The following is a 15000-nucleotide window of genomic DNA, read 5'->3' as shown; positions in this document are numbered from 1 at the left end:
ATTATAGTCTTATATCACTGTGTTCTTTATCCAATACATATTTTAAATCATATAAAACATATTGGTCCTTACCTAATTTTTTAAATTCATCTATCGACATTTGTTTGAATTCATCATGGGCAACAGCTATAACAATTGCATCGTACTGACTTTCAAGCTCAGAAATAGGAGCAAGCCCATATTCATTTTCGGCTTCAGACACATCAACCCACGGATCATAAATATCTAAATCAAGATCATATTCTTTTAATGCCTTAACCATATCTACAATTTTAGTATTTCGAATATCTGGACAGTTTTCTTTAAAACTTAATCCCATAATTAGAATTTTTGAGCCAACAACCTGAATACGTTTTTTAACCATTTCTTTAATTAGTTGGGTTGCAACATATTCACCCATACGGTCATTTAAACGACGAGCTGCAAGAATAATTTCAGGATGCAAACCAATTGATTGTGCCTTATGTGTTAGATAATAAGGATCTACACCAATACAATGACCTCCGACCAATCCTGGTCGGAAATTCAAAAAGTTCCACTTAGTTCCTGCTGCTTTGAGCACTTCCTCAGTATCAATACCCATCTTATTAAAAATAAGCGCTAGCTCATTAATTAAAGCAATATTGACATCGCGTTGGGTGTTTTCAATGACTTTCGCAGCTTCAGCAACTTTTAAAGACGGTGCTTTGTAAGTGCCCGCTTCAATAATTAGCTTATAAACTTGATCAATATAATCTGCAACTTGCTCAGTAGATCCAGATGTAATTTTTAGAATATTGGTTACATGGCGTTGCTTATCACCAGGGTTAATACGTTCTGGACTATAACCCACAAAGAAATCTTGATTAAACCTCAATCCTGACATTTTCTCTAATACAGGTATACAGACTTCTTCTGTAGCACCTGGATATACTGTAGATTCATAGACTACGATATCACCGTTTTTAAGTACCTTTGCAATACTTTCAGATGCTTTAATAAGTGGTGTTAAATCTGGTTGTTTAAAATCATCAATTGGTGTTGGTACAGTGACAATATAAAAATTGCTTTGATCCAATTGTGCTATGTCGGATGTATAGCTCAATAAAGTTTGCTTTTGCAACTCTTGCTGAGTTACTTCAAGCGTATGGTCAAAACCATTTTTTAATTCATTGATTCGTGTGGTATTAATATCGAAACCTACTGTTGAAACATGTTTTCCAAATTCAACAGCCAAAGGTAAACCAACATAGCCAAGACCAATAATTGCAATTTTAAGCTGTTCTATTTGAAACATATTTTTATCCAACAGGAATTAAGAGTGTTAATACAAACAAACTCAAACTTTATATAAGCGTAAATATAGCAGATTTTACCTGAGTATGCTGTGCTTGATACACTTGGTTAATACATTAAATATACCCATTGGATAAATTATAGAATACAATCAAAAAATATAATGGATACATTTTAAGTAAACGCAAATAGCACTACAAAATTAAGGGTCTTGAATGTGAAGTACCAACGCACATTATTTTTTTTAGCAGTTTCTTTGTCTTTTTCTGGTTGTGCAGTCACATCTGGTCTACAAACCTATGATCTTCCAGATCAAGGATCCTATAAAACTGATCAAGGTGCTGAGCTATCTGTAGTTCAACTTACTCAAAATAGCCTTCCTGAAATCGCACTTAGTACCACTCAAAGTACAACGAATATCATCGGTTTATTTAAAAATCAACAAAACATATATAAATTAAGCCCAGGTGATGTTCTTTCCATTCAGCTCTGGGCTTATCCAGAAATTACGCCACCGATACAAGATGCAACCAATATTAAAGCTGTCGGCTACCCAATTGATCCAAATGGAAATGTCTACTTGCCTTTAGTTGGTCAAATTAAAGTCGCAGGTAAAACACTTGCTGACACCAATCAATTGCTCCGCAATCAATTTGCTAAATATTTAAAGCATCCTGATGTTGTTGTTCGTGTATTGTCTTATGAAGGGCGTCGCTATTTTGTTAATGGACAAGTACTTCGTAGTGGGCAGTTTACTTTAAATGATCAACCCATCAGCATATATACAGCACTTGGACAAGCTGGTGGTGTTAATCCTGAAACAGGTGATAATACTAGCATCCAACTTATTCGTCAGGGTCAAACGTATAATCTCAATGTACTGACTTTAGAGAAACAAGGCCTATCTTTACACAACCTACTCATTCAACCTAATGACACTATTTTTGTAAATACTAAGCAAAATCAGAAACTTTATGTAATGGGTGAGTCTAATAAAAGCCAAGCACTTCCGTTACGTGATCAGGGCATGACTCTCAGTGATGTTCTGGGTGAAAGTGAAGGTATTAACCCCTACTCTGCAAGTGCTGCTAAAATTTATGTAATGCGTACTGACTTAACGACTCGCCACTCTACAATTTATCATTTGAATTTAAGTAGCCTCGGTAACTTCTCTTTAGCTAATCAATTTGCCATGCAAAAAAATGATATCGTTTATATTGATGCAACGGGTCTGACTCGCTGGCAGCGCATTATGAACCAGATTGTACCATTCTCAAGCGCACTGTATTCATTTGATCAATTAGGGGGTAATTAATGCAAATTAGAAATATCCTCGTTGTTTGTGTTGGTAATATTTGCCGTAGCCCGATGGGTGAGTTCTTACTCAAAGCCAACCACCCTGAACTACAGATTGATTCTGCTGGATTATCTGCAATGGTTGGACATTCTGCGGACGATAAAGCAATTCTGTGTATGGATACCTTGAATATCGATATGCGAAGTCATGTTGCAAAACAAATCAATTCGGAACTGATCAAAAAATCTGATTTAATTCTTGTTATGAGTACAAATCAGCAGAAACATATTGAGCAGATTTGGCCCTTTGCTAAAGGTAAAGTATTCAGACTTGGACACTGGCAAAGTCAAAATGTACCTGACCCTTATAAGCACGATCAGGCTTTTTTTGACGAAACTTGTATTAACATTCAAAGCTATGTTTCAGATTGGCAATCACACCTTAAAATTTAATCAGTTATTTACTTATGAATCAGAACTCAAAAACTAGCGAAGATACTATTGATTTAAAAGAGTTATTTTTCTCTTTAATTGAACAATGGAAAGTAATTGCTCTTTGTGTCGTACTCAGCTTAATCTGCGCTTTACTTTATTTACGGGTTACACCTTCTAGTTATTCTACAGATGCAATGATTCTTGTAGAGGATGGTAAAAGTGCCGCATCTGCTGCCTTATTAGGGAACTTAGGGTCACTTGCAGGTAGCGTTGGTGGAAAATCGCCTGCGGATGCCGAAATTGAAATCCTAAATTCAAGATTAATTTTAGGTCAAGTCATTCAAAATTTAAATCTCAATATCCGAATTGAAGACAACCAAAATAATTTATTTGACCGCTTAGTTTCACAAGATAAAATTAGCCTTGACTACAAACCTGATGCTGTTATTTATACACGTAATCAGTCAAGCTTCTTCATCAAAAAACTTGATGTACCAAGCTATTACAATGACAAACCATTAGTTTTAAGTTTTATAGACCAAAATCGATTTAATTTAAGCTATAAAGATGAAATCGTTTTCAAAGGTAATTTAAATCAGATTAATCAATCTTCCGATTTAATGGGTCTTTGGAATGTTCAAATTTATAGTAAGACACCATTTAAACAAACATTCACTTTGAAAAAACTATCACTCCCATCTGCCATGAAATTGGTTACATCTGACTTTACTGTTGCTGAAAAAGGTAAAATGACAGGTGTAATTGGATTAAATTATTCTGGGATAAATAAAGCAACGATTACAGAAGTATTGAATAATATTCTTAATGTTTATTCCGTACAAAATATTGAACGTAAATCGTTAGAATCTAAACAAACGCTTAGTTTTTTGGATAAACAGCTTCCTGAATTAAAAAAACAACTCGAAGAGTCTGAAATTAAGTTCAACCAATTCCGTGAACAATATAATACCATTGATGTCACGCAAGAATCTGAGCTTATGCTTAGGCAAAATATCGATCTTGAAAAAATGAAAATCGAGTTGAAACAGAAGCAAGCTGAACTTTCTGCAAAATATACACCTGATCATCCATTAATGGCTGAAATCAATGCACAAGTCGCTTCACTCAATGATAAGACGGCTGAACTTAACCAATCTATTAAAAAGCTACCTGAAACACAGCGCTTGTACTTACAAATCTATCGTGATGTAAAAGTTAATACTGAGCTTTATACTTCTCTACTTAACAGCTACCAACAATTGAAGATTGCTAAAGCGGGCGAAATTGGTAATGTTCGGATTATTGATACTGCTGTAGAGCCTGTTAAACCTGTTAAACCACGTAAACTCATTATTTTAATTTTATCTCTATTTGTTGGTGGGTTTATTGGCGTTCTTATTGCATTAACGCGTAATATGCTACGTTCAGGAATTAAAGACTCTACTCAGATTGAAAATGAGCTTGATCTCCCTGTATACGCAACGGTTCCACGTTCTCCTATTCAGGAAAGTCGCATTCAAATACTCAAGAAAAAGAAATCAATTCCTATTCTTGCAGTAAAGAATTCGGAAGATGTAGCGATCGAAAGCTTACGCAGTATTCGAACCACAATTCATTTTGCTTTGGCAAATGCTAAAAATAATATTATTGCAGTTTCTGGCCCTGCACCAGAAGTCGGTAAATCCTTTATTTCAACTAACCTTGCTGTAATTTTTGCTCAAAGTAATAAACGTGTTTTATTGATTGATGCCGATTTGCGTCGTGGGTATTTACACAAATATTTTGATCGTGAACCTGCACCAGGGCTAACTGAATTAATGGCTTCGAAAATATCTTTGGAACAAGCCATTCATAAAACAACTGTTGCAAATCTAGACTTTATTGCGCGTGGTAAGAATCCAGGAAATCCTTCTGAAATGCTATCTTCAGTGCAATTCAAAGAATTACTTGAGCAATTGTCTACGCAATATGACCATATCATTATGGATACTCCACCAGTACTTGCAGTAACAGATGGCATTATCATTTCACAATATGCTGGTGTGAATTTGATCGTTGCTCGTTTTGCTAAAACGCAGATTCAAGAACTTGAAATAACAGTGACTCGCTTTGAACAAGCTGGTAGTAAAGTACATGGTATAATTCTCAATGATATTCAGAAAATGGCAGGCAGTAGTGCATACAATTATTCCTATGCCTATACCGCTCATAAAGATTTAGACTGATTTAAAAAAGCTGGGTTCCAACCCAGCTTTTTTAAAGCTAATTTTTTTTATAAAAAAATCAATCTATAAGCAAATGCTAAATTAGGAATAAAATAATCCTACACAATATTTTTCATTGATTTTATTCAAAAATGATATCGTTTGTTATACAGAAGCGATATGCTTTATCAATTAAACTATGACGATTAATTTCGTGTTGTAATGATTAAAAACTGAGAAAACCTATGAGTAAAGCCTTACCCATTGCTGTCGCTGTCTTATTAGGCGGTGCTGCACTTGTACCTGTATATTATGCAACGCAGCATCCTGCTCAACCTACCGTTGCAACCATGTCTAGAGATGCAAAACCGATTGATAAAATCAGTTATGCTTTGGGTTATGAAATTGGTCAACAAACGCCTCCTGAGCTTAATGTTGATGGTTTCATTACTGGCATTCGAGCGGCACATGCAAAGCAAGAGCGTATTTATACCGATGAAGAGCTTAAAGCTGCTTCTGCATTGCTTCAAAAAGAATTAGAACAAAAACAAGTAGATGCTGCCAAAACCACAGTATCAACGAATGATCAATTCCTTGCTGAAAATGCTAAAAAACCAGGTGTAATTACGACTGCATCGGGTCTACAGTACAAGATTACTAAAGAAGGTACGGGCGCTCATCCAACGGCAACGTCTATGGTTAAGGTCCATTATAAAGGGCAATTAGTTGATAACACTGTTTTCGATAGCTCTTATGACCGTGGTGAACCAATTGAATTTCAGCTGAATCAAGTGATTCCAGGGTGGACTGAAGGTTTACAACTGATGAAAGAAGGCGGTAAAGCGACTTTATATATCCCTTCTAACCTAGGTTATGGTGAACAAACAGCGGGTTCTATTCCACCAAACAGCGTTCTCATTTTTGATGTAGAGCTCATTAAAGTTAAATAATTTAAAATTAAAAAGATGGGAGAGCATGCTCTCCCTTTTTAAGTGACATAAAATTAAAATCAATATTTATTCAATCTTTTAGCGACAACATACATTATTGGTTTTCTTAATTATGTTATATCTATACCCCTAAAATATTCACTTTTGCAATCTACAGCATCGAACAAGCATCCACAAATATTTGCCTTCTGAGCTTGCATAAATATTAAGCCTTTTGTTAAATCATGGAAATATATATGAAAAATATGGTTTTAGCGACCTCGCTCCTGAGCCTTAGTGTCATCAGTACGGCAGCCCCAATCACCACAAAAAGTACGCAACAAGATCAATTAGGCTATAGCTATGGCTATGTCATGGGTCGTAGTAATGCTGAAACCTTAAAAGATATTAATTTAGATGCATTTATACAAGGTATTAAAGAAGGTTCTAATGGTCAAAAAGCCACATTAACCGATGAAGAAATGGCAAAAGCGCTCGCAAATTACAAACAACAAAGTGAAGCGAAACAATTACAAGACTTTAAAAGCCTTGCGATCAAAAATGCTAAAGAAGGTGATGCGTTCTTAGCTGAAAATGCAAAAAAATCAGGTGTTATCACTCAAGCAAGTGGTTTGCAATATCAAGTTTTACAACAAGGTACAGGCAAATCTCCTTCTGCATCATCTAAAGTACTTGTGCATTACGAAGGTCGTTTAATTAACGGTACAGTTTTTGACAGTTCAATTGCTCGTGATCAACCTGTAGAATTTCAAGTCAGCCAAGTCATTCAAGGTTGGACTGAAGGCTTACAACTGATGAAAACTGGTGCTAAATATCGTTTCTTTATTCCTGCAAAATTGGCTTATGGTGAAATTGGTGCAGGTGATACCATTGGACCGAATAACACACTTATTTTTGATATTGAACTGATTAAAATTTTATAAAATTGATCTGAAAAATAAATTTTTGACATAAAAAATCGCACAATTTAAGGTGCGATTTTTTATACTTATTATTAAAATATTAATGCTTTAATTGGCGAGGTCTAAAGCCTGTAACCAATAATCCTACTGCATAAGCGACAACACCGAGTACACATAATCCAACCACTTCGACTATACGAAGCCATTGTGATGCATTGCCATCATACCAAGTTAAGCCATACCACAACGCTGTAATCATAACGATATTGGCTACAGCAAATTGTATAAAAAGTTTTTTCCAATGAGCGCCAAAACGGAAAATATCACGCTTATGTAAATAAAAATATAATAAACCTGCATTGACCAATGCTGAACCTGATGATGCGATCGCAAGCGCCATATGTTCTGCTTGCCAATCAATTAGCTTAAAAATACCAATAAAAACAATGTTTAAAATTGCATTGGTCGCAACAGCAATTAAGCCCACACGGACAGGCGTTTTAGTGTCTTGAATTGCATAAAAACCTGGTGCAAAAACTTTAATCAACATAAATGCCAATACACCACCACTCATACATTGCAGTGCCATAGCTGTCATTTGCGTATCACGCACATCAAATGCACCATGCTGAAATAAGGCTTGAATAATTGGGGTTGAAAGCATGAAAAGTGCAATACTCGCAGGTACACCGACAAGCACAATAATCCGTGCGCCCCAATCGAGCATTCTACGGAATTTCGCTTGATCTTCTTCTGCCTTACTCATTGAAAGTGATGGCAAAATTACAGTACCAATCGCTACACCAATCAAGCCTAAAGGTAATTCAGTCATACGTTCTGCACTATATAACCATGACACTGAGCCATCTTGCATAAATGATGCCCAAATAGTATTGAGCAATAAATTGATTTGCGTTACTGATACACCAAAAAGCGCAGGCAACATCAATTTTAAAATACGATCAACACCTTCATGTTTAAAATCGACTTTGGGTGGAATCAGTAATTTTTTCTTCCACAACTCTGGAATCTGAATCGCTAACTGTAAAATACCTGCGACGACCACTGCCCAACCGAGTGCCATAATCGGCTCAGCCATATATGGCGTTAACAACCACGCCCCTGCAATCATCGCCAAATTCAGCAAAACAGGCGAAAATGCAGGTGATGCAAATGATCCGTAACTATTTAAAATGCTACTCGCAAATGCTGTCAGTGACATAAACATCAAGTAAGGAATGGTCAAACGGAACATATCAACCGCAAGATCAAATTTTACAGGATCACTGTGAAAACCTGGTGCATAAAGATACAAAATTGCAGGTGCTGCAATCATCGCGATCAAGGTCAGCGTTGACATTGCGAGTAATAAACAACCGAAAACACGACTAATCAGAATTTGTACTTCTGTATGCAATTTTGTTGTTTTATATTCAGTTAAAATAGGAATAAATGCCTGAGAAAATGCCCCTTCGGCAAATAATCGCCTGAAAAAATTTGGAATACGAAATGCAACTACAAAGGTATCGAAGTCTTTACCTGCGCCAAATACATTCATTAGCACGATGTCACGAACCAATCCTAGAACTCGTGACAGCATTGTCATTGCACTGACAATAAAGGTCGATCGCCAAAGCGCCATCGTATATATCCCATTATAATAATGTCGCTATTGTAATTAAGTTGGCTTAAAAATACGTTGTTAATTCTTAATTCGATTGGCTATTTTTAGTCACTACGTTGCTGTGCCAACATTTCACGGAATTTTGCCCATTCAAAGTACATGCCTGGATCGGTTTTACGTCCTGGTGCAATATCAGAATGTCCTGCAATATGTTGCTTAATTTGAGGATAGGTATCTTGTAATGTGATGACTACATCGATAAGGCTTTGATATTGTAAAGCTTCAAAAGGTAGATCATCACTACCCTCTAATTCAATCCCAATTGAATAATCATTACATTCTTGCTTTGCCAAATAAGTCGAACGACCTGCATGCCACGCCCGATCCTGACAATTGACAAACTGTAGGACTTCACCTGTACGTAAAATCAAAAAATGTGTTGATACCTGCATGCCTTCAATGGTTTGAAAATAAGGATGTACAGACCAATCGAGCTGATTTTGAAAAAATTGCTCAATGTAGCCACCGCCAAATTGAGAAGGTGGCAAACTAATATTATGAATCACAATCAATTGAATTTCAGTTTGATCAGGGCGTTGATTAAAATTAGGTGAAGGAATTTGCCGAGCCCCTTGAAGCTGACCATCAATAAGCTGAAAATTTGCGGTTGCAGACATGATTTCATCCTAAGATTGATTGCACATTTTGATTCAATATGGAGTCGAGTATCCGACCATAAAAAATCAATGATTGTTGTGCAGTGTACTCTGAACACATACAAATAAAAACTTCCTCAAACTAATACGGACAATGCTAATATATCGCTCAGTTTTTGAGGGATATAAGGGATTTCCATGAGCATACCTGCCGCACTGCTTGAACAAGCGATTCAAATCAACATTCAACATGCTTTACAGGAAGATATTGGTGATGCCGATATTACAGCTTTACTGACACCTGAAGATGAGCAAGCGACTGCGACCATTATTACTCGTGAAAATATGGTGCTTGCAGGTCAACCTTGGGTCAATGCCTTAATTCAAGCCTATGATCCCTCTGTACAAATCACTTGGCTTAAAAATGATGGTGATGCTGTTTCTGCCAATGAAACTTTGTATACCTTACAAGGTTCTGCACGTAGTTTATTGACTGTTGAACGTCCTGCATTAAACTTTATTCAAACCCTGTCTGCAGTTGCTACTAAAACTGCGGAGTATCTAAAATATTTAGAAGGTACAAATACTAAATTATTAGATACACGTAAAACTTTACCAGGCTTACGCATCGCACAAAAATATGCTGTTGCCATTGGTGGTGGGCAAAACCACCGTTTAGGTTTATTTGATGCATTTTTAATTAAAGAAAATCACATTATGGCAGCAGGTGGCATTGCACAAGCCATTGCTAAAGCGCATCAAATTGCCCCAGGAAAATTGGTCGAAGTCGAAGTCGAAACATGGGATGAACTCAATCAAGCACTTGAAGCCCAAGCAGATATCGTGATGTTAGATAACTTCAGTCAACAACAAATGATTGATGCGGTTAAGTACGTTGCAGGACGTTGTAAATTGGAAGCCTCAGGCAATATTACCCTCGATAATTTACGCGAAGTTGCAAGTACAGGTGTGGATTATATTTCCATGGGTGTCTTGACCAAAGATGTACAAGCAATTGATTTATCTATGCGTTTTAATGCTTAATCCTTGCTCTTTAACTCACAATTTTATATCAGCTTCGGGATATCTATTTTTCTTTAAATAGATATGCCGTTTCACCTTAAAATTGATCACATTTTATACAAATATTTTCTTCTAAAAACCTATTGGGAAGCCTATAATATCGCTCCACTCATTTATTGATATTTAGGCATAAAAGCGCATGAAGACATTAGGACAACAAGTACTTTTTCTACTTGTAGCTTTCTTATCTGTATTTGCTTTTTTTCTCTATCAAGAAGATATCAATAAATTCTTTCAATTAAATGACATCTATCTAAAACCTCGTTTATATAAATATGCATTTTCAGTGCTCATGAATTATGCATTTATTAGTTTGTTTTATGTGTTTTTAAGAAAAATGTGGTCAAGTCTATTTTTCAGCCAATTTATTATTTTTTTATTGACGTTTATTAATATCAAAAAAGAACAGTACTTGTCTGCAAGCCTTGTACCTAGTGATTTTTTACTATTTAAAGAAACGTTTATTGCATCCCCCCTGATTTTAAAATTTGCGGTTTTTGGTGGAATTACAGCATTTATCGCTCTCTTTATATTTTTATATAAAAAAGAAAAATTTGGTTCAAAGCCTAATTTTTGGGTCAATACTGTACTTAGCGTTGCGATTTTAGGTTTTTTTGTCACCGCAAATTTTAAAAATAATTTTAGTGCAAATTGTCCTGTTCGAATCAAAGGGACTTTATGTGAATATGCAATGTATTTGCCTGCAACACGTGGCGATTGGATCGGTGATCATCTCACTATAAAATATTTAGGATTCTCTACCTTCTTTTTTTCAAAGTCTGTTGATGGTTTGAATACTAAAATTTTTCAAACTGAAAATATTCCTGAAGATAAAATTCAGGCTTTATACCCAAACACACCTGTACAAGTTGCTCCTGAAGCAGCACAATCTATGGTCAATACAAATAAAGAAACAATTTTACCTAATATTATTTTTGTCATGAGTGAATCACATTGGGATGCAACACGTTTAGATAAAAGCATACCTAAAAATATCACGCCAACAATTAATAAAAATCAAGTGTCTAGTGTACTCTCACCAAGTTTCGGTGGAGGAACGGCAAATGTTGAGTTTGAAGTCTTAACCAGTCTGAATGTCTATTTAAATCACAATGAATTGGCTTATGTATCTAAATTAAAACGCCCAACATATTCACTTGCGACCTATTTAAATTCATTAGGTTATGACTCAACTGCCATGCATAACAATGGCAAATATTTTTATAATCGTAGTGCCGTTTATCAAAACTTAGGTTTTCATCGTTTCACCTCGCTTGAAAATATGGTCAACACCCAAGATCGTAGTAAATACATCAACCAAGCAGGTTGGGCAACCGATGATTTACTGTATAACGGTATTCGTGACCAGCTCAAAAATACCGACCAACCACAGTTTATTTATGCGATTAGTGTAGAAAACCATCCAATGTACAGTGATGACCGTTTTGGTAAAGATCATTTTAAAATTACCAAAGATGGTGTCAGTGATTCGACTAAACGTGCTTTAAATACTTATTTAACTGGTATGCAACGAGCTGATGAGAAGTTTAAAGGCTTGATTGAAGATGTGAAGCAGTTAGATCGTCCAACGATCATTGTTTTCTTTGGTGATCATTTACCAAACTTGCAACAAGTTTATGATGAATATGGCTTCTTTGCCTCTACTCAAGAAAAAGCTGAGAAAAAGGATGTAAAATTCTTTGAAACCCCACTTGCTGTATGGGCAAATTTCCCTATTGAACGTAAAACATTGCAAGAACCATTTATTCCTGCACACTTCCTTGCGCCTCGTATTTTAAGTGCTGCAAATATTCCATTGTCACCTTATTATTCATTTATTCAACATGTGAATAGCTGTTATAAAACCGTACATCAAACAGGTATTCAGCCACAAAAGAGCTGTGATACCCCTACTGAACTAGTTTTACAGCAATATAAAGACATGAATATGGATGTACTCAATGGTAAAAACTTTACTTATGAAATTTTATCCAAAAAAAAATGAATCAACTCTAAAAATTAACTGAAATATTAAAGAGTTCTTGTAAACGTTGAAAACTGAAAATTTATGATTAAAACGTATATGAAAAGTTCCTTCTCCCTTTACGGAAGACTAAGATGATCGGGTTTGAATAAAAAACCTCTCTTGCCCAGCAGTACGGCTCATCTTCTAAAAGGGAGAGTACCTCATATGTAAACTTCAATTTTGTTCAATTAATAACTCACATAGAAGGTCTAAAATAAAGTCGGATAATTTTGTTAATTGCTAATTTATTGCAGGTTACTCTCTCAACTTAATTTCACAGTTATTACTACCATTAGAATGCTAATGCTCCGTTGATGAACTATTTAAAAAAGTTATTCATCCTTTGTCTTTACTTCTGTTCTATAAGAACTATGAAAATCTATGTATTGTTATATAGAATGTTTTCCACTTCTAAAATAAATTTAAATAATCTGTTATCTATATAGTAAAAAACTAAAATTAAACTATAAAAATTGCCTTATTATCACTTAGTTTGTATATTTGTTTAGTTATAGTTATTAAATACCGATTAAAACATGATATACACCGCAAAATATTTAAAAAGCATGAATTTTAATACAAATGTTGAAATTAAAGAATAATGGATTCATCTCATATGTCTTATTTTTTAAGAAGTTTTATTAAACAACAAATACTATTTTTAATGATTGCTTTTTTTGCAGTGTTTCTTTCAAGAATAGTCAATAATGATTTATCATTTGCGTTCAATATTCAAAATAGTCTTTTATACAGTTTTATCCAATATTTTATTTCTGTTTTAATCGTTTTTTCTTTCATTAATCTAATTTATTTTTGTGTTAGAAAATTAAAGCTCTCACTCTTTATTTTCACCTCCATTCTTATCTTATTGAATTTTATAAATATAAAGAAACAAGAATATCTATCAGCAAGTTTTACTCCCACAGATTTCTTATTATTTAAAGAAACGTTAATTTCAGCACCTATTCTTCTCTTAATTAGCACAGCGATTAGTATTTTTAGCTTTGGTTGTATCATTTATTTCATATCTAAAAAAGAAGTTATTACGAAAAGTAAAAGTATCTATTTCAATTTAGCTATCCCTTTAGTAGTTCTTTCTTTATTTATTTTTATGAATTCACAAGAAAATTTCTCTGCTTACTGTGAGAAATTAGAAACTAGCTCTAAGAGTTGCATATTAGCATCGGCAATCCCTAAAACACGAAATAATTGGATCGGAGATCATGAAGCGATAAAAACTTATGGCTTTTTAACTTTCTTTTTATCAAAGAGTCTTGATAACTTTTTTGTTCAAAAAAGTAGTTCTCATATTACTGAACATCAAATATCATCGCTGTATGAAAAAAATAATTTGCCTACCAATTTAAGCCCTCCTGAGCTACCTAATATTATTTTTGTCATGAGCGAGTCTCATTGGGATGCGACTCGGCTAGATCAGAGTATTCCGAAGGATATTACTCCAACGATCAACAAACATCAGGTTTCATCTGTACTATCACCTAGCTTTGGTGGAGGTACAGCAAATGTCGAATTTGAAGTTTTGACTAGTTTAAATACATTTTTAAATCATAATGAGTTAGCGTATACATCAAAACTAGATCGCCCGACCTACTCGTTAGCAAGTTATTTAAATTCGATTGGTTATAACTCTACTGCGATGCATAACAATGGTAAGTATTTCTATAACCGCAGTACGGTATATCACAATCTTGGATTCCATCGCTTCATATCTATTGAAAATATGATCAGTTTGAAAGAACGTAGTAAATACATCAATCAAGCTGGTTGGGCAACAGATGACTTACTGTATAACAGTATTCGTGACCAGCTCAAAAATACCGACCAACCGCAGTTTATCTATGCCATTAGTGTAGAAAACCATCCAATGTACAGTGATGACCGTTTTGGTAAAGATCATTTTAAAATTACTAAAGAAGGCATCAGTGATTCAACAAAACAGGCTTTAAATACTTATTTAACCGGTATGCAACGAGCTGATGAGAAATTTAAAGGCTTGATAGAAGATGTGAAGCAGTTAGATCGTCCAACGATTATTGTTTTCTTTGGTGATCATTTACCAAACCTGCAACAAGTTTATGATGAATATGGCTTCTTTGCCTCTACTCAAGAAAAAGTGGAGAAAAAGGATGTAAAATTCTTTGAAACCCCACTTGCTGTATGGGCAAATTTCCCTATTGAACGTAAAACATTGCAAGAACCATTTATTCCTGCACACTTCCTTGCGCCTCGTATTTTAAGTGCTGCAAATATTCCATTGTCACCTTATTATTCATTTATTCAACATGTGAATAGCTGTTATAAAACAGTACATCAAACAGGTATTCAGCCACAAATGAGCTGTGATACCCCTACCGATCTAGTTTTACAGCAATATAAAGACATGAATATGGATGTACTCAATGGTAAAAACTTTACCTATAAAATCTTAGAACCAAAAGCTGAAATTTAATCCTAAATCATTTTCAGCCCAAATAAAAAACGCATCTCATGATGCGTTTTTTATTTTCAAAACTTTAAATATAAATTAA

The 15000-nt window shown here is 34.7% G+C and carries 11 protein-coding genes; 8 read left to right on the top strand and 3 right to left on the bottom strand.

What is annotated here, in order from left to right; translation table 11 throughout:
• Position 1: 1 nt before the first annotated feature.
• Positions 2-1276, bottom strand: coding sequence for a Vi polysaccharide biosynthesis UDP-N-acetylglucosamine C-6 dehydrogenase TviB (gene tviB, locus FW754_RS14215; protein ID WP_409512214.1), 1275 nt, complete (start codon positions 1274-1276; stop codon positions 2-4).
• Positions 1277-1492: 216 nt separating this feature from the next.
• Here tviB and FW754_RS14210 point away from each other — a divergent pair, with 216 nt between their 5' ends.
• The 5 genes from FW754_RS14210 (at position 1493) to FW754_RS14190 (ending at position 7083) form a co-directional block, all read left to right on the top strand.
• Positions 1493-2590: a polysaccharide biosynthesis/export family protein gene (locus tag FW754_RS14210; RefSeq protein ID WP_446325004.1), complete on the top strand. Its 1098-nt coding sequence runs from the start codon at positions 1493-1495 to the stop codon at positions 2588-2590.
• On the top strand, positions 2590-3024 hold the full coding sequence (locus FW754_RS14205) for a low molecular weight protein-tyrosine-phosphatase (RefSeq protein ID WP_446325003.1): 435 nt from the start codon (positions 2590-2592) through the stop codon (positions 3022-3024). The genes FW754_RS14210 and FW754_RS14205 overlap by 1 nt, the downstream gene beginning before the upstream one ends.
• Before the next feature lie 14 nt (positions 3025-3038).
• Positions 3039-5231, top strand: coding sequence for a polysaccharide biosynthesis tyrosine autokinase (locus tag FW754_RS14200; RefSeq protein ID WP_446325002.1), 2193 nt, complete (start codon positions 3039-3041; stop codon positions 5229-5231).
• Between the two features lie 224 nt (positions 5232-5455).
• Complete coding sequence (locus FW754_RS14195; protein WP_446325001.1) at positions 5456-6160, top strand: FKBP-type peptidyl-prolyl cis-trans isomerase; 705 nt, start codon at positions 5456-5458, stop codon at positions 6158-6160.
• A gap of 236 nt (positions 6161-6396) precedes the next feature.
• A complete protein-coding gene (locus FW754_RS14190; RefSeq protein WP_446325000.1) occupies positions 6397-7083 on the top strand; it encodes an FKBP-type peptidyl-prolyl cis-trans isomerase in 687 nt (228 codons plus the stop codon).
• 79 nt (positions 7084-7162) lie between these two features.
• Here FW754_RS14190 and murJ read toward each other — a convergent pair whose 3' ends face one another.
• Together murJ and ampD are read right to left on the bottom strand one after the other, a co-directional pair.
• On the bottom strand, positions 7163-8713 hold the full coding sequence (murJ, locus tag FW754_RS14185; protein WP_446325018.1) for a murein biosynthesis integral membrane protein MurJ: 1551 nt from the start codon (positions 8711-8713) through the stop codon (positions 7163-7165).
• Positions 8714-8790: 77 nt separating this feature from the next.
• Positions 8791-9363: a 1,6-anhydro-N-acetylmuramyl-L-alanine amidase AmpD gene (gene ampD, locus FW754_RS14180; protein ID WP_419348505.1), complete on the bottom strand. Its 573-nt coding sequence runs from the start codon at positions 9361-9363 to the stop codon at positions 8791-8793.
• 177 nt (positions 9364-9540) lie between these two features.
• Between ampD and nadC the strand changes: the two genes are divergently transcribed.
• The 3 genes from nadC (at position 9541) to FW754_RS14165 (ending at position 14921) form a co-directional block, all read left to right on the top strand.
• Positions 9541-10386: a carboxylating nicotinate-nucleotide diphosphorylase gene (gene nadC / locus FW754_RS14175; RefSeq protein WP_446324999.1), complete on the top strand. Its 846-nt coding sequence runs from the start codon at positions 9541-9543 to the stop codon at positions 10384-10386.
• Positions 10387-10564: 178 nt separating this feature from the next.
• On the top strand, positions 10565-12430 hold the full coding sequence (locus tag FW754_RS14170; protein WP_446324998.1) for an LTA synthase family protein: 1866 nt from the start codon (positions 10565-10567) through the stop codon (positions 12428-12430).
• A 637-nt stretch (positions 12431-13067) separates the two neighbouring features.
• Positions 13068-14921 (top strand): LTA synthase family protein, encoded by a 1854-nt coding sequence (locus FW754_RS14165; protein ID WP_446324997.1) that lies wholly within the window; start codon positions 13068-13070, stop codon positions 14919-14921.
• Positions 14922-15000 lie beyond the last annotated feature (79 nt).

Source organism: Acinetobacter sp. 1207_04, from assembly GCF_052850415.1.
Note: the sequence above shows the minus strand (reverse complement) of the source record. Positions and strands in the feature narration are given on the sequence as shown.